At 46.0% G+C, this 17,421-nt stretch carries 11 protein-coding genes; 5 read left to right on the top strand and 6 right to left on the bottom strand.

Annotated features, from left to right (window positions below):
* Positions 1-9 precede the first annotated feature (9 nt).
* Together ACTHQF_RS01665 and ACTHQF_RS01660 are read right to left on the bottom strand one after the other, a co-directional pair.
* The gene (locus ACTHQF_RS01665) at positions 10-825 is read right to left on the bottom strand and encodes a CheR family methyltransferase (RefSeq protein ID WP_440428105.1); all 816 of its coding nucleotides are present in this window, start codon (positions 823-825) and stop codon (positions 10-12) included.
* A gap of 12 nt (positions 826-837) precedes the next feature.
* Positions 838-4,284, bottom strand: coding sequence for a response regulator (locus tag ACTHQF_RS01660; RefSeq protein ID WP_440428104.1), 3,447 nt, complete (start codon positions 4,282-4,284; stop codon positions 838-840).
* A gap of 157 nt (positions 4,285-4,441) precedes the next feature.
* On the opposite strand from ACTHQF_RS01660, the gene ACTHQF_RS01655 reads away from it, so the two are divergent.
* From ACTHQF_RS01655 to ACTHQF_RS01640, 4 genes are all read left to right on the top strand, one after another.
* Positions 4,442-6,895 carry an outer membrane beta-barrel family protein gene (locus ACTHQF_RS01655; protein ID WP_440428103.1) on the top strand — a complete coding sequence of 818 codons (2,454 nt, stop codon included), beginning with the start codon at positions 4,442-4,444 and terminating at the stop codon, positions 6,893-6,895.
* Positions 6,896-6,900: 5 nt separating this feature from the next.
* On the top strand, positions 6,901-7,251 hold the full coding sequence (locus ACTHQF_RS01650) for an ArsC family reductase (protein WP_440428102.1): 351 nt from the start codon (positions 6,901-6,903) through the stop codon (positions 7,249-7,251).
* 66 nt (positions 7,252-7,317) lie between these two features.
* Positions 7,318-8,043 carry a hypothetical protein gene (locus ACTHQF_RS01645; RefSeq protein WP_440428101.1) on the top strand — a complete coding sequence of 242 codons (726 nt, stop codon included), beginning with the start codon at positions 7,318-7,320 and terminating at the stop codon, positions 8,041-8,043.
* A 5-nt stretch (positions 8,044-8,048) separates the two neighbouring features.
* A complete protein-coding gene (locus tag ACTHQF_RS01640; protein WP_440428100.1) occupies positions 8,049-10,028 on the top strand; it encodes a M1 family metallopeptidase in 1,980 nt (659 codons plus the stop codon).
* A gap of 69 nt (positions 10,029-10,097) precedes the next feature.
* Here ACTHQF_RS01640 and ACTHQF_RS01635 read toward each other — a convergent pair whose 3' ends face one another.
* From ACTHQF_RS01635 to ACTHQF_RS01620, 4 genes are all read right to left on the bottom strand, one after another.
* Positions 10,098-10,940, bottom strand: a complete 843-nt coding sequence (locus ACTHQF_RS01635; protein WP_440428099.1) for an endonuclease/exonuclease/phosphatase family protein — start codon at positions 10,938-10,940, stop codon at positions 10,098-10,100.
* A 30-nt stretch (positions 10,941-10,970) separates the two neighbouring features.
* The gene (locus ACTHQF_RS01630; RefSeq protein WP_440428098.1) at positions 10,971-12,743 is read right to left on the bottom strand and encodes a RagB/SusD family nutrient uptake outer membrane protein; all 1,773 of its coding nucleotides are present in this window, start codon (positions 12,741-12,743) and stop codon (positions 10,971-10,973) included.
* Positions 12,744-12,782: 39 nt separating this feature from the next.
* Positions 12,783-16,058 carry a SusC/RagA family TonB-linked outer membrane protein gene (locus ACTHQF_RS01625; protein ID WP_440428097.1) on the bottom strand — a complete coding sequence of 1,092 codons (3,276 nt, stop codon included), beginning with the start codon at positions 16,056-16,058 and terminating at the stop codon, positions 12,783-12,785.
* Between the two features lie 444 nt (positions 16,059-16,502).
* On the bottom strand, positions 16,503-16,724 hold the full coding sequence (locus ACTHQF_RS01620; RefSeq protein WP_440428096.1) for a VF530 family DNA-binding protein: 222 nt from the start codon (positions 16,722-16,724) through the stop codon (positions 16,503-16,505).
* Positions 16,725-16,759: 35 nt separating this feature from the next.
* Here ACTHQF_RS01620 and ACTHQF_RS01615 point away from each other — a divergent pair, with 35 nt between their 5' ends.
* Positions 16,760-17,395 (top strand): hypothetical protein, encoded by a 636-nt coding sequence (locus tag ACTHQF_RS01615; RefSeq protein WP_440428095.1) that lies wholly within the window; start codon positions 16,760-16,762, stop codon positions 17,393-17,395.
* Positions 17,396-17,421 lie beyond the last annotated feature (26 nt).

Raw genomic sequence — 17,421 nt, 5'->3', positions numbered from 1 at the left:
TCTGGTCCATTATGTGATTTTCTGATAGATGTTGTTTTTCCTGTCAATGACCTTAAAGCGCCTGGCCACACTACCTTTCAGACTTTCCTTACTTCCTAAGCAAAGAAAGCCAAAATTAGCCAAACTGTCGTAAAATAACTGAAGGACTTTTTCCTGCAGTACCGGATTAAAGTAGATTAAAACGTTACGGCAGGAGATGAGGTGGAACTCATTGAATACGCCGTCAGACACCAGGTTATGAATGGAAAATAAGGTTCTTTGTTTTAGCGCCGGGATAATACAGGCCTTTTCATGGCTGCTCTGATAGTAGTTTTCCAGGTTTTTTAAACCAGCAGCCTGCTGATAATTTTCGGCGTAAAGTTTCATTAGCTTCAGCGGGTATTGACCACTTCTTGCCTGGTCTATGACGAGGGCATTGATGTCTGTGCCGTACATGAAGGAGCGTTGATACAGTCCTTCTTCCTCGAAGGTGATGGCAAATGAATACAGCTCTTCGCCGCTGGAGCAGCCGGCATTCCATACTTTGATGTGCTGGTAAGACCTGAGGTAGGGGATGACATGACTTTTGAGTGCCTGAAAGAATTCGGGATCTCTGAACATCTCGGTAACATTTACAGTAATTTCCGTGAGGAAATGTTCAAAGTAATCCGCGTTATTGGTAAGCAGGTTTTTAAGCTCAAAAAGGCTTAGGTTCTGCAGCTGTGCAATACGTGCTACCCGTCTTTTTAGGGAGGCAGATGAATAGTTGCTAAAATCAAAACCATGTACATTTCTGATCAGCTGAACCAGCTGGTCCATTTCTTCAAAGGAGATGTTTGTAGGCATATAATGTATTCTTTAGCTAAGCCAAACCCTCATCAATGACAGCAACTTATCAATATCCACAGGTTTGGAGATGTAATCACTTGCACCTGCATCCAGACATTTTTGCCTGTCGTTTTTCATCGCCTTAGCCGTTAGCGCAATGATTGGTGTTTTACCGTAATGCTCATCTTTCCGGATCCTGCCTATGGCTTCATAGCCGTCCATCTCCGGCATCATAATATCCATTAAGATCAGGTCAATGTGTGGTGTGGAGGACAGCTTTTCAATGGCTTCGCGACCATTGTTGGCGATCACAATTTCCATATCGTACTCGTGCAGTGCTGTTGACAGTGCAAAGATATTGCGCATGTCATCATCTGTGATGAGAATGGTTTTTCCTTTTAATACTTTCTCCTGGTTTGTAGGCTTGGGTTTACGTGGGGGCTCTGCAGGGGCCGTGGCTTTGCTCTGCTGCTGCAACTTGTTGATGAACAAACTTACTTCATCCATCAGTCGTTCGTTAGACTTATTAGACTTGAGTACCATGGCCTCCGAGTACCGCATGATCTGTGTCATCTTTTCCTGGTCAAGCTCCATAGCGGTGTTGATGACCACTGGGATGTGTGCCAGCTCGGGGATGTTTTTGATCTTGTCCAGCAGCTCCATACCCGAGATATCCGGCAGGTTAAGGTCGAGGATGATGCAGTCGAAACTCTGCTGCTGCAGCAGGGCCATGGCCTGCTGACCATCGAAAGCCTGACTCACTTCAATACCTCTGGAAGTTAATTGTGCCTTCACGATCTCGCTTTGCAGTTCCTGGTCCTCAATGATGAGCACGGACTTGAAGTTATGGAGCTGTGCATGTTCCAGCAGTTCAAAGGCCTCGTTGAGCGCGGTACGTTCAATAGGCTTTTTCAGGAATCCAATCGCACCTTCCTTTTGAGCGCGATCGGAATTGTTTTCGCCGGAAGACATCATGTGTACCGGGATGTCGCGCGTAACCGGATCTGCTTTCAAGGTTTTCAGAATTGCCCAGCCATCGGTATCGGGAAGAAAGATATCGAGTATGATGGCATGTGGAAGTTCGGCTCTGGCAATGCTTAAGGCTGTTTTTCCATCATGTGCCAGCAAGGGTTGATAACCTTTCTGGATGGCATATTGCTCCAGCAGTTTTGCAAACATCAGGTCGTCTTCAACAATCAGCAGGGTATGGGCGCCACTATGCATCGGAGCGGATGGTGTGCCCTGTATTTGCGTGATGTTTACAGCTGCGTTATTTGAGCTGCTAACCGCGGTTGCATGCGCCGGAAGGTAAAGGGTAAAGCGGCTTCCTTTACCGGCTTCGCTCGACAGCTGGATTTCGCCCCCCAACAAGGCGGCAAGCTCCTTGCTGATGGATAAACCCAGGCCGGTGCCGCCGTACTTGCGGCTTGTAGAGCCGTCGGCCTGCTGGAAAGCTTCAAAGATCAACTTCTGTTTTTCATCGGGAATACCAATGCCTGTGTCGGAGATGGAAAAGGCCAAAATCGGTGACTCGCTGCCGCTCAGCTTGGCCGAGTAAAAGCCCTGTGCAGCTGAAGCTAGTTCTACCTGCAGGTTTATGCTGCCATCTTCGGGTGTAAATTTAAAGGCATTTGAGAGTAGGTTTTTGATGATCTGTTCGACCCTTCCAGCATCTGACTGAAAAGCTTGGGGAACATCAGGAGCTATCGTGGTGTTGAAATGAATGTGTTTGCTATTTGCGATTTCCGAAAATAGCAGTTCCATGTTCCGGCAAATCGATGCAGGGCTTACGTTTTCCTGAATCAGCTCAACCTTACCGGATTCTATTTTGGACAGATCCAGAATGTCGTTGATCAGGTTCAGCAAATCTGCACCTGCATTGTGGATGACGCCGGCATATTTGATCTGATCTTCCGTGAGGTTTGATGGTTTATTCTCCTTCAGAATTCTTGCCAGGATCAGGATGCTGTTTAGTGGTGTACGCAGTTCATGGCTCATGTTGGCCAGGAATTCTGATTTATACCTGCTGGATGCTTCCAGTTCCTCGGCTTTCATGCTCACCGCTTCCTTGGCCTGGTTGATGGCCAGGTTCTTTTCTTCCAGCTGCTGGGCCTTTTCTTCCAGTTCAGCATTTGTCTGTTGCAGTTCTTCCTGTTGGATCTTCAACTCTTCCTCGGAGGCCTGTAGCTGTTCAGATTTGTAAACCAACTCTTCATTAGTGGTAAGCAGTTCTTCCTGTTGACTCTCCAGTTCTTCCCTTTGGGCCTGCAGTCTGTCATACAGCTGGCGCAACATCACTTGAGACATGGCACTGTTTAGGCCTACGCCGATGCTCGCTGCCAGGCTTTCCAGAAACAGCATGCTGTCTTCATCAGGCTCATTGATAAAACCTAACTCGAATATGGCAATGGTATCCTGATTGTGTCGAACAGGAATCAGGTACAGCTGGGTAGGTTTGCTTTCGCCAATTCCAGAGCGAACCTTCAGATAGTGGTCTGGGAGGTTCCGTATAATGCTCAGCTGACCATCCTTTGCAGCCTGGCCCACCAACCCTTCACCCAACTTTATCTTAGGGTTGCTGTGGTTATTTGGGCCTGCGAAACTTGCTTTAATCGACAGTTCATGGTTCTCATCGCTGAAATACATCAAACCCACGGTTGCTTTCGTGTACCTGCATACCTCTTGCAGGATATTACTCGCCAGATTGTCCAGCTCTTGAGTGCCAAACATCAGCTCGTTAACCTTTCGCAAGGCTTGCATAAGCTTGTTCTTCTGTTCGTTGTCGAAAGATAGCTGCGCAAGCCGTTCATTACGTTCTTTTACCTGCTCTTCAACACGCTTCTGGAAGTCGAAGGTCTTGCGGATGAGCGTTAATAAATAGAGTACCAGTCCGAAGATGGTCAAAGAACTCACGATTACAATGGCAATCGTTCGTTTGGAATTCATCTCAGATGCCTGAGCACGCTCCTGCAATAAACGGCGCTCTTCAGCAACAAGCCTTTCGATATCTGCCAGAATCTTTTCCTTGTAGATCCTGCCTTTTTCGGCGGTGCCTAAAAGTTCGGGTGTGATCTTTTGCTTTTCCCGGTATAGATCAAGATTGGCTTGCATTGCACCGACTTTCAGCCTTACAGTTGCGGCAAGTGTGTCCATGCTGCGGGACTGCTTCAGGTTGTCTGACACCAGGTCACGCAGGCTGTCGACTGCCGGAATGATCTTCGAGGCATGCTGATGATAAGGATTCAGAAATTTTTCGGACCCCGTAAGCATGTAACCGCGCATGGCCGTTTCGGCGGTTACGATCCTCAGGTCAAGTGCCTGTATTTTGTTGATGACTTCATAGGTATGACTCTCCCAGGCATCGCTTTTTCTGGTAGACAAAACACTAAGACAGGAGGTAATAGCTGAGATGAGTGCAAAGATCATGGTAATGGTGAAGCCCACCAGCACCTGCCTTTTGAATGCAGTATTAAGCATATTATAGGAATGTAAACGAATTTTTACGCAATAGTAACTAATATAAAGAGGAGAACAAAAATTTAACAGTATTTAACAGATAGTTGAAATAAAATTTCCTTAGACTTGTAACTAACAAATTAGTTTTACGTCTTATCATCCACTTAAACCATTTTAAATGAGAGCGCTCTCTATCTTGCTATTCCTAACATGTGTCTGTTTCTACAATGTTAAAGCCCAGGTTTCACCGGAAACCTCCTCCATCAAAGGTATCGTCATCGACTCGGCTTCCAATAAAGGCCAGGATTACATTACCGCCGCATTAAAAAAAGATAATGCGACAATTAAAACTGCTTTGTCGAAGAGCGATGGTTCTTTTCAGATCGACAAGGTTGCACCGGGAAATTATACCCTCGTTATTGTTGCCATGGGTTTTAACCCCAGGTCAATTCCTGTGGTAGTAAAAGATGTGAAAACCTACGACCTGGGTAAGATCAAGATCTCTGGTACGGCCAAGAACCTTGCGGAGGTCAATGTTACCGCTGCCCGACCGATCATCAAACAGGATATCGATAGGATCACCTACGACATTCAGGCGGATCCAGAGAGTAAGGTGAATACTGTGCTGGACATGATGCGAAAAATTCCATTACTCTCTGTAGATGCGGAGGATAACATTCAGCTTAAGGGGAGTGGCAGTTACAAGATCCTGATCAATGGAAAGCCTTCTTCATTGGTGGCACGTAATCCTTCTGATGTGTTTAAGAGTATGCCTGCGGCAAACATTGAAAAAATTGAGGTGATCACTACACCACCGGCTAAGTATGACAGTGAAGGTTTGGCGGGTATCATCAACATTATCACCAAAAAGAACATCGACGCGGGTTATAATGGTAACCTGAACATCAGACATTCCTTTCCGGCAGGTGGACCTGGTGGATCTGGCTCCTTAACAGTTAAGCAAGGTAAACTGGGTATTTCTGGTTTTGGCATGCTCAACCAGTTTGAGAATCCGGGAACGATGTTCCGCAGTGAAAGAACAACCACAGGCAATCCCTTACTGGGTATTCCCGCAACTGCTTTGAACCAGAATGGAACAAACGGTAACGATGGTAATTCGGGGTACATGAGTGTTGAGCTTAGCTATGAGATTGATACCTTGAATCTGCTTTCCGGTGATCTGTCGTTCAATAGATACACATATGATGGGACATCAAATCTTACCTCAGCCTTGATGCAGGCCAACAATCCTTACCAGTCATACCGCTCTGTCAGCAACTCGGGCAATTTAGGAGATGGTTACGACTTTAGTGTGAATTATCAAAAAGGTTTCAAAAGCAACAAGAACCGCTTGCTTACTTTGTCCTACCGCTCCAGCACTTACGGTGGCAACACGGAATCTGCTTACAACATATTTGACCGGATCAACTACGATGCGCAGACCTTTCCCAACTATAATCAGTTTAATGATGAAGAACAAAAGGAGCAAACCATTCAGGCAGATTACGTGCATCCTGTAGGTAAGTGGAACATAGAAGGAGGGCTAAAGGCAATTCTTCGTGATAACAACAGTATGTTCGAGTACCAGGGCCAAAATGCAAGCGGCGATTACGTCGTTGATTCAACGAGAACCAACAACTTTAATAACAATCAGAATGTGTATGGTATCTACAACTCTTACCAGTATAATCTGAGCAACTGGGGCTTCAAAGCAGGCTTGAGGGTGGAGTTAACGACGATAGACGCAGATTTCATTTCTCAGTCTTCTAATTTGGATGAGAGCTTTTTTAACATCATCCCCTCGGTTTCGGTAAACAGGAAGTTTAAAAATATGAGTAGCCTGAATTTCGGCTATACACAGCGTATCGAGCGTCCAGGTATCTGGCAGCTGAACCCTTTTGTACAGCGTCAGCCGAACTTCGAGTCTAGTGGAAATCCGGATCTTGAACCAGTTTTAAATAACAGCTTTGAGTTAAACTACAGTAAATTTAAAAAGGGTTCGATCAATATAGGCCTAAACTATTCGTTTGCGAATAACACCATCCAGCGTGTGAGTAGCTATATTCCTGAAACGGAGATTACCAGATCTACTTTTGTAAATACCGGTAAGGACCGGAAGCTAGGTACGAACTTTAACATCAACTATCCAATATTACCGACCCTAAATCTTTCATTGGGGGGTAATATGAATTACATCTGGTTGGAAGGCTTTGTAAATGATGAGACCGTTAGCAATGATGGTTTAACGGGATACATGTATGGGTACCTGAACTACAGGCTCAAATCAGGATGGCGATTGGGTGGTAATTTCTCTTACAGCAGTGCATGGATCACCCTGCAAGGCAGCTCCAGGTCAAGATGGAATACTGCTCTTTCTTTAGGCAAGGACATTATTAAAGACAAATTAACCTTCTCGGGCAGTGTAAGTAATCCTTTCCAGAAATTCCAGCCCTTTGAAAATGAGGTGGAAGGTCCTAACTTTAGCCAGCGTACCTACAGCGAAAACTATTACAGACGTTTCAACATGAGTTTGAACTGGCGTTTTGGTAAGCTAAAAGAATCTATTAAAAAGAACAAAAGAGGAATCAGCAACGACGATGTTAAATCGGGTGGCGGTTCAGGATCAAATTAAAAGAAATGATTAAAGTATACGGAATCCCGAATTGTAATTCAGTAAAGAAAGCCATCACCTGGCTTAAGGATCATAATTTGGAATATGAATTCCACGACTTCAAGAAAGAAGGCGTTAACACAGACCAGCTGAAAAGCTGGTCTGCTGTGTTTGGTTGGGAGCAGGTGCTGAATAAGAAAGGCACTACCTGGCGTACGTTGGATCCTGCGCAGCAGCAGGCAGTCAAAGATGAAAAGTCGGCCATTGAAGTAATGCTGGCTACGCCAAGTGCTATTAAACGCCCGGTTATTTTACTGGATGAACAGCCGGTACTGCTTGGCTTCAACGAAGATTTGTACCCCCAAAAACTTAAATAATAAACCCTCGCTGTTGTTTGTTGTTATGCTAAAACCAATGCAGACTAAGCTGTGTTGGAACACACTATGATTAGAAAGCTTCTGTTATTATCACTATTTGTGCTTCCACTTAAGCTGGCTGCACAAACCTCCATAAGCGGCCGTGTTTATGATTTTGAGAATAAATTGCCGCTGGCACAAGTTGAAGTGCAGAACCTGAACAACAAGCAAGTGGTGAAAACGGCTGCGGCGGGTCAGTTTTCCTTAAGTGCCAAGCAGGGTGATGTGCTCACCTTTACGCTCAAAGGTTATCATGCAGATACGCTGTATTTAACCAGTATGCGTCCGGTGGCCGTCTATCTTCCAAATTCTTCCATAAGCCTGAATGAGGTAAGGATTCAAAGTGCCAAGTTATCACCCTACCTGGAACTGGAGACTATTAATGCCGGTATTAAGCCAACCAAACGTATTGAAGGTGATGATCTGGCTGGTAAGAAGAACAACGACCGTGCAGGGGGAGTAATCCTTAATCTTGGCTTTGATAAAATGAAAGCCCAGCGGGAGAAAGAACAACGTCTGACAGAAAATGAGGGGGTGGAAAATGAGATCCGTCTTAACTTCAATGAAACCACCGTTGGTAATGTGACTAAGCTTAAGGGCGAAGAACTTAAGGCCTTTCTTTCCATTTATCAGCCCAGTGTAGACCGTGTAAAAAGTGAAGCACCTTTCAATTACACTTTGTACATTGCACAAGCATACCAGGCATGGCTTAAATTGCCGCCTGCACAACGAAAAGTACCTAAATTTAAATAACGATTATGATTAAAAACTGCAGTAAATCACTTCTGCTTTTTCTTGGTCTCCTCGCTGCTGGAAGTACCCTCCAGGCGCAGGAAAGTGCTAGTCCACAGACCAGCAAATACAATTCACATGAGGCATTCAGCCCATTGTTCTACACTTCAAACGGCAATGAGTACCGCTCTGCAAGTGGCTATCCAGGACCTAAATATTGGCAAAACCGTGCGGATTACAACATTACCGCAAATCTGGATGAACAGACGCACAACATCACCGGTACGGTAACGATCACCTATAAAAACAACAGCCCGGATCAGCTGCCTTTCCTTTGGCTGCAGCTGGATCAAAACCTTTTTTCCAAACAGTCGCGCGGTAACGCCTTAATCCCGAAAGGTAGCCGTTATGGTGCCCGTGGCGAGCAGATTGATGGTGGTTACAAGATCACTAACCTGAGTGTGACGCAGAAAGCGAAAGCGGTTAAGTTTAACTCGCTGATCGAAGACACCAGAATGCAGATCCAACTGGATCAGCCAATGGCTGCAAATGGTGATCTGATCACCATTAAAATGGATTATTCCTTTCCGATTCCGGTGAATGGATCTGACCGTTTGGGTCACCTGACCACTAAAAACGGAGAGATCTACAGTATTGCGCAGTGGTTTCCAAGGATGAGCGTTTATGATGACGTGACTGGGTGGAACACGTTACCTTACTGGGGTGCAGGAGAGTTTTACCTGGAATATGGCGACATTACCTATTCCATTACGGCAGCAGCTAATCAGGTGGTTTTAGGCTCTGGTGAGCTGTTAAATCCACAGGAAGTATTTACGGCAGAAGAGCTTAAGCGCTGGAATGCAGCAAAGAACAGCGACAAAACGGTAATCATCCGTTCCGAAGCTGATGTGCTAAACCCGGCTTCAAGACCTTCCAAATCTAAGCTGACCTGGAAATACAGGATGAATAATACCAGGGATGCTGCATGGGCATCTTCCAAAGCTTTTGTGGTTTCCGGTGCAAGGATCAATTTGCCAAGTGGTAAGAAGTCCTTCGCTGTAGAAGCACATCCTGTAGAAAGTAATACCCCTGATGGGTATGCACGCGGCGCAGAATACGTGAAAGGCAGTATTGAGCACTATTCAGAGAAGTGGTTTGAATATCCATATCCGATGGCGGTAAACATTGCATCCAACATCAGTGGTATGGAATATCCTGGTATCGTTTTTTGCGGCTGGGAAGCCAAAGGTGAAGACGCATGGGGTGTAATTGACCATGAGTTCGGACACACCTGGTTCCCGATGATTGTGGGTAGCAATGAGCGTAAATATGGCTGGATGGATGAAGGATTCAATACTTTTATCAATAACATTTCCAAGACCGTGTTTAACAATGGTGAGTTCAACAAAGGCCGCATGGATTACCAGGGTATAGCTAAGTATATGGCCAGACCAACCAATGAGATTGTGATGCTTGAACCAGATGCCATGCGCGAAGCAAACATTGGTATCAACCTTTACTACAAGCCGGCAATTGGACTAGAGATCCTGCGTAAGCAGATCCTTGGTGAGCAACGCTTTGATTATGCTTTCCGCAACTACATCAAACACTGGGCTTATAAACACCCGACACCTACAGATTTCTTCCGTTCTATGGAGAATGCTGCGGGTGAAGATCTGTCCTGGTTCTGGAGAGGCTGGTTTATGGAAGACTGGACCATGGATCAGGCGATCAGCGGCGTAAAAGAAGCGAAGAATAAAGCTGGTGCGCGTGAAGGTTACGACATTGTTGTTGATAACCTTGGCAAATTACCGATGCCAATTATTCTTGGCGTAGAAACAGCAAGCGGTAAAAAAGATATCGTTAGAATCCCAGTGGATGTCTGGATGCGTAATAGCAGCTGGACGGTTCGTTTCCCGACAACGGAAGAAGTTGTTGCGGTTACCATTGATCCGGATCATGAATTGCCGGAGGTTAACGCGGCAAACAATACCTGGAAAAAGTAAGGGGTATTTATAATGCAAAAAGGGCTGCTATAAACCATATAGCAGCCCTTTTTGCATTATTGTGTTTACTTATTTCATCGTCACTTCCGCCAGAATAGGGAAGTGGTCTGATACAAATTTACCCCGGTAGGTATCCGTAAGAATTCCCCAGCGTTTAGCGGTAAAATGTTTAGTTACAAAGATGTGGTCAATAACGCCAGTGCTATCCAGCTGTTTACCCCAGCCATTAAAAGAGGCGTTGTTTACATATGGTTTTTCTACCTGGTTGTAGGTGTCATTTAAGAAACCCGAGTTTTTCAGCTCCAGGTACCATTCACTCTGGTGGTCACCGTTTAAGTCGCCAGTAAATACGGCCGGTGCATTACCTGCAATTTCCTTGATCTTTTTGATCATCAGCTTGCTGCTTTCCACGCGGGCAATCTTGCCCTGGTGGTCGAAGTGTGCATTGAAGAAAAAGAACTTTTTACCGGTTTTAACATCCTGCAGCTGAACCCAGCTCGCGATACGATTACAGCAGGTGGCATCCCAGCCAAGCCCTGGTTTGTCTGGTGTTTCAGATAACCAGAAATCACCTTTGCTCAAAAGCTTGAACTTGTCTTTCTTATAAAAGATGGAAGAGTGTTCGCCACCGGATTTACCATCATCGCGGCCTGCACCATGATTCGCATATTCCGGCAGTGAATTGCTGAGGTCATCAATTTGGTTTTTCTTGCCCTCCTGGGTTCCAAAAACGTCAAACTGGTGGAAGTGCATTACGTTCGCCGCAAATTCCCTGCGGTCCTCCCAAAGGTTGCCCACGTCACCACGGTTGTCATTGCGTACGTTGAAGCTTCCGAAGATGTAAGTCTGGGCATAAGCACCGCAGCTGATGTAAATGAGCAAGGCTGCGGTTAATAAGTGTTTAATTTTCATTATTTATAATTCAGGTTTATGACTAATGATTTACCATCCCGGGTTTTGACCCAATGCCGGATTGAACAATCGGTCTGTTTCCGGGATAGGATAAAGGTAGTTTTTATCTGTGAACACACGTGGTGTTGTCGTTAACCAGGTTAATTCACCGGAGGTGTTGTTAGACAAACGCTGTGGATTTGGTCCGCCATTCAGCGTTGGCGCAACGTTGATGTAGTTAACCCCAGGTACCCGGTTCGCAGGCATCACCTGGTAGAAAGCAACATCCATGATACCATCTTCGTTAAGATCCATTGGTACATCCAATGCAGGCACGTAGAAGCCATTCCAAACCTTGGTCATCAGGTCCCCCTTTTTCCATCTCACAATATCGTCAAAGCGTAAGCCTTCAAAAGAAAGTTCAATGCCCCGCTCTCTTCTGATTTCCAGCAAGGCTGGGTCTGAGATTTCAGGGAAGTAATTTGCCTGCAGGTAAGGATCTGCAACCGTTGGTTTGGTGCTCAAGCCACCAGTGATACCCGCACGCTGACGTAAGGCACCGATGGTTCTCGTCCAATCCGCATCGCTGAAGGTGCCCAGTTCTGCTTTCGCTTCGGCATAGTTCAACAGGATCTCCGCATAGCGCATTAAAGGAATGGAGTTGATGTTTTGTCCACCGCCATCATAGCGCACATCGTCCAGCACGAATTTGATCGGCTGATAACCTGTATAAGTGTAGGAGAAAACCGGTGGTGCAGGCTCAGGTGTTCCGCCGTTGATCCGTTTGTAGCTGCCCATCCTGATGGTTTGCTGCAGACGCTTATCCCTGTTCTTTACCTCATCTTTGAATTCCAGGGTTTGATATCCAGGCCTGCTGGTGAATGGTGTACCATCGACATTCAGGTAGGTGTTTACGAAGGTACGCACCAAACTTACCCTGGAACCATAGGTCGCGCTGGTCCACCACCAGTTCGCATCATTGTAAACAGCGAGGTTAGCATCGGTAACTGCCGCAAGCATCACTTCTGTGGCAACAGGAGCCGTGCTGATAAACAGGTTCCGATAGGCAAGATCTGCGCCCCCAGCAGTATTCAACGTAAATCCGCCATCTGACATCACCTGCTCCGCGGCATTTGCCGCTTCCTGTAGCCACTGATCTGCAGAACCCGCAAGCCCTGCTTCGGTGTGGTATTTGCGGTAGGTACCTTCGTATAATGCTATCCTGGATTTGAGTCCTAAAGCGACATATTTGGTGATCAGCGAGCGGCTATTATCGTTCGTCCTGCTGATGTTTTCACAAGCGTAATTGATGTCCGCTAGTACCGAATCCATAACCAGGGTACGTTTGTCGCGGCCGTTGAAAAGTGTTGGATCATCAACGCTGAAGGTTTTGTTGATCCATGGCACATCACCAAAGCGGCGAACCTTGTCGTAGTAGAAATAGGCCCTGAAGAACCTGGCAAGCGCAGTATATTGCTGCCTTACTGCTGGTGCTACTTTAGGGTCGTTATTGTTCTCCAGGAAGTAGTTGATGTTCCTAAGGTTGGTCCAGGTCCATCCGCTACTTTGACGGGGCCCATAAGCACCTTCAACAAGGAACTCCGGCGCCTGACTTCTGGCAGAGTAATCAGCCATGGCGTCACCTTTATGGGCGTCAGAAGCATTAGGCAGGATGTTATAAAAGGAATTGGTGTAAAGCTCAAGACCTTTTTCATTGCTGAACACTGCTTCTCTGGTTGCAGTATCTTCTGGTGTCTGATCTAGTTTCTTACACCCGGCAAAGCCAATCACTACGGGTATAAGACAAAATAAGAACTTCTTCATATTAATATTTTTTATATGCTTGTTGTTAGATTTAAATTCTTAAAACGTTGCCGATAAGCCTAAGCTGAAGGTCTTAAGAATAGGGTAGTTATTTCCATTTCCACTGTTACTGTCGCCGGTTAAGATGGCGTCAGATTTTCCGATGTTCTCCACGTCCAGGTCTCTGGTCACCTTGTATAGTGGTGATGATGACCATAGGTTTTCTCCGGAAAGGAATACCCGTACATTGCTTAACCCTGCTTTTTTGACAAAGCTTTGTGATAGGGTATAGCCCAGTTGAAGGTTTTTCAGCCTGATGTAAGATACATCCTGCAGGTATTTCGTTTGTGCCTGGGCCAGTGTGCCTGATCCATTCTGTGCAATATAACCTCTATACCTAGGGAAGTAAGCATTCGGGTTTTCAGGGCTCCAGATGTTGCCGATGTGTGATGTCGGGATCTTATTATAAGGGCGGTTGTACTGACCCCAGAAAGTTCCATTCTCCGTACCTGGATACCAGTCCATCGAACCAACACCCTGGAAGAAGGTGCTGAAGAAGAATCCCTTCCAGTCTGCACCAAGGGCAATACCATAGGTATAACGCGGGGTAGAGTTACCGATAACCTTACGGTCGCCCGGATTGCTCACCGTATTGTCACCATTGTTGATTACCCCATCACCATTGATATCCCGGAACTTGATATCACCCGGAAGGCTTTTGCTGGTGTTGGATGATTTGTATAGAATCTGACTAGGTGAGTTGGCTACATCGGCCTCCGAAAGGAAGTAACCATCAGTTACGAAGCCCCAGATTTCACCCACGGTTTGCCCTGCATAGTAGTCCGTTAAGCGCTGATCCGGGTTGTTGTACTTCAGGATCTTTGATTTGTAATCCGCCAGGGTAAGTCTTACGGAGTAGCTCAACGGTGAGCCACCCACTTCCACCCGGTCATTCCAGCTTAGGTTCGCTTCCCAGCCTGTTGTCCTTAGGTCTGCATAATTTCCTTTAGGTACACCCGTTCCAAATACAGCCGGCAGGGTCATACCTACAGTAAACATGTCTGTTGTTTTACGGGTATAGGCATCTCCGCTGAAATTTAGACGGTTGTTCAGGAATGCGATATCCAAACCGATGTTTTGCGTGGTTGATGTCTCCCAGGTCAGGCCATTAGGGATAACACCCGGCTGACTGGTTAGTTGTGGGCGTACACCGTTCAGCACACGACCAGATTGCTCGATCCTGAATTTCTCCTGGAAGGCATAGGAAGCGATATTACCATTACCCAATGATCCATAAGATGTACGGATCTTCAAATCCGTAATTACATTCGGGTTAATTTTCCAGAAAGGCTCCTTACTCACGCGCCATCCTGCAGAGAATGAAGGGAAAAAGGCATAACGTTGATTGTCAGGGAACTTCGAAGAACCGTCATAGCGACCGTTCAACTCTACCAGATAACGGTCTTTGAAAGCATAGTTCAAACGGTAGAATCCACCAAGAATGGCCCATTGTTCATAGCCGCCCGAGGTTTGTATGGACTGCCCGAGCGCCAGATTGATGTCGTTCGCATCTTCAAAGATCAGCCCGTTACGTAAAGCTTCCAATCCTTTATAGGTTGATTGCTCATAATTGTAACCTGCAAGCACCTTGATGTAGTGATCTTCGCTGATCTTTGGTTCATATTCCGCGTAGATGTTCGTTACCATATACTGCGTGCTGCGGTTAAGGTTCTGCAGGTCATTATAGTTCAGACCAACATATTCAATAACCCCGGGTTTGCGGCTATATGGTACTGGGACGCGTTTCCGGCTTTGATCGTTATCGGTGTTCTGGAAGGTGAAATCACCTTTAACCCTGAATTTATCATCAAAAAAGCTGGTGCTGAAACCAGTTGTGTTACGGAATACCTTATTGTCCATGTCGATACCATTCTTGCCATACCAAAGGTCTCCCACCGTGTAAGCAGAGGAGAAGGTGAGGGTACCATCGGGATTAAACATTGGGGCTACGGTATGCCCTTCATCTGCGATGTTTCGCCAGATACCACCACCTTCACCAACGTTCAATGGGGTGTGGTATTTGGAAGCGGAGTAATCAGCGTTGTTGTAAACCTTCAACCAGGGATAAAGCTGAATGGATCCCTTAGCCCTAAGGTTTAACATTTCATAATCATCCGAATTATAACGGAAAAGACCATTTTGTTTAAAGGATCTTCCGGAAATGTAGAAATCTGTCTTCCCGCTACCTCCAGAAAGGGTGATGTTCTGATCGGTAGCACTTGTGTTGTCCTTGTACAGTTCATCGTACCAGTCGGTATTACCATAGTACACATATTCACCTGCTTCATTCACCTCCGTTTTCGGTAGACCAGGGTTCTCTGAGCGGCGTTTTAGTTCTTCCAGATAGGCAGGGGAGAACTTCACGGTCTTATTGATGTTCTGAGGTGTTTGAGAGTAGTCATTCCAGGCCGACCAACCTTCGTTGAACATGCTGGCAAAGGTATAGCCGTCGCTTACATAGTCTGGAACCGTTGTTGGTGTTTTAATAGACTGTGTAATGCTATAACTAATGGAGGTGCGCTCTTTTGCAGGGTTTTTCGTGGTGATCAGTACCACGCCGAAAGCTGCTCGTGCACCATAGATGGCAGCGGATGCCGCATCCTTTAACACGGTCACGCTGGCGATATCATTCGGGTTGATACGACCTGGATCACCCTCAATACCGTCAATCAACACCAGCGCATTTCCACCCTGGCCGATGGAGGTCGTTCCGCGAACGTTGAAAGCTGGTGATTGCGTCGGGCGACCATCGGCGATGTTCAGATTCAGGTTGGGGATTACACCCTGAAGTCCTTGTGCCAGATTGGCTACCGAACGGTTTTCCAAAACTTTCGAAGTCACCTGCGTTACAGCACCGGTGAGGTTTTCCCTTTTCTGCGTACCATAGCCGACTACAAGCACCTCGTTAAGCGTACCGGTTTCCGCCGTGAGCGTGATGTTCAATGCCGTCGTTTGCCCTGATTTTACCGCAACCTTGGTCTGGGTTGCAGTGGTATAAGAAATAAAGCTGGCCGTCAGCGTGTAAGAGCCTGCTGCAACATCAAAGGTGTAGATACCATCTGAATTACTTTGCACCACGAGGTTGAGCTCAGCAATACGGACACTGGCACCTGGAAGCGGTGCTCCTTTCTCATCGACGATTTTACCGCTGATTTTTCCGCGGTCCTGATTCTGGAAGCCTGCAGTGTTCCCGATGGCATTTGCCCCTAAGGTGAGGAGCAGAAATGCCATAAACAGCGCGACTTCCTTTTTTAGATTAAGTACAGTTTTAAGCATGATTGTTTAAGAGTTTATTGTGTACATTTTGATTGGTGGCAAAGGTGTAATGGCTATGTTAGTCCAGCGTTAAGCGCAGATTATATAACCATGGGCAAGCTGATGCAGCAGGATATTATCCTGTGCAGCAAGCAGGAGCGCGATGCCCTGAATTACAAAATGGATTTGTTATAGCCTGGCAGACCGGGCTGCAGGTAGAAAAGCAATCGTGTATGTTGCTGGATGCTGAAGCTGGAACAAGCCTAGTATGCTACATGCAAGGCTTGCAGTTACGAGAATGATCATACAGTATTTGGTTTTGGTTGCTCGAAGTTAATTAATGCATGTGCATAGACTATGTCTGCGGTGTAAATTTAATGTTACCTCTAAAGGAGAGGCAAGCATCTGTTAACATAGGATAAACATCGGAGCTGCGCAGTACGATTTCTCAGCAGAAAGACTGGTTTAATGAAAAGTATTAAGGTAAAGTTTTTCCACCTTCTTACGCGCCCAGTCTGTCTTACGTAAAAACTTCAGGCTGGAACTCATGGTCGGGTTGTTTTTGAAGCAGTCAATTTTAACGTAGGTCGACAGTTCTTCCCAACCGTAGTGCCATACAAGCTGTTTCAGGATAAACTCCAGCGTTTTACCATGCAGGGGGTTGTTTACTTGTTCTTTAATGGCCATGCTGCAAAATTAGGAAGATTAAGTAAATTTGAGCTATGCAAATAAACTTAGGCGATTTTGTCCGTTTTGTAGACGAAAACATAGAGGGTTACGTAACCCGCATCATAGATAAAGACACCATCGGGGTAACCGATGCCAACGACTTCGAAATCCCGGTACTCGCTTCTAAGGTCACCCTTGTGCACGGCAGTATCCCTGAGGATGATACGGTAGTTGGAAACCGCCCTGCTGCGGCAGTTGCAGCTGCGGAATTTATCAAAGATGGTGTTTTTCTGGCGCTTGTCAGTGATCAGCACAGCAATTCCGTGGCGCATTTTCATGTGGTGAATAATACTTCGTACGATCTGCTGGTTGCTTTCACAACAGAAAAGAATGATCAATTCAAAGCTGAATTTGCAGGATCAGTATCCGGCAATTCCAGTAAACGTATTTACTCCGCAAACATGAGCGACATCCAAATCTGGCCGAAGTTCAGATTAGAGGTTTTGTTCCATTCCGCATCCAGCTTTGAGCCGAAACCGGCGATATTGTTTCACCAGCACCTCAAAGGCAAAGATCTTTCCGTTGCAAAACAGGAGATACCGATGCTTAAGACAAAAGGTTGGTTAATCCAGCTGGATCAAAAGGAAGAGGCTTTGGATCTGGACAAGCTAAAAGCGCGATTTAAATAAGAAAACATAGCTGAGGCGAAGGTCTC

Source organism: Pedobacter sp. SAFR-022 (genome assembly GCF_051965375.1).
In the GTDB taxonomy this organism is placed as follows: Bacteria; Bacteroidota; Bacteroidia; order Sphingobacteriales; family Sphingobacteriaceae; genus Pedobacter.
Note: the sequence above shows the minus strand (reverse complement) of the source record. Positions and strands in the feature narration are given on the sequence as shown.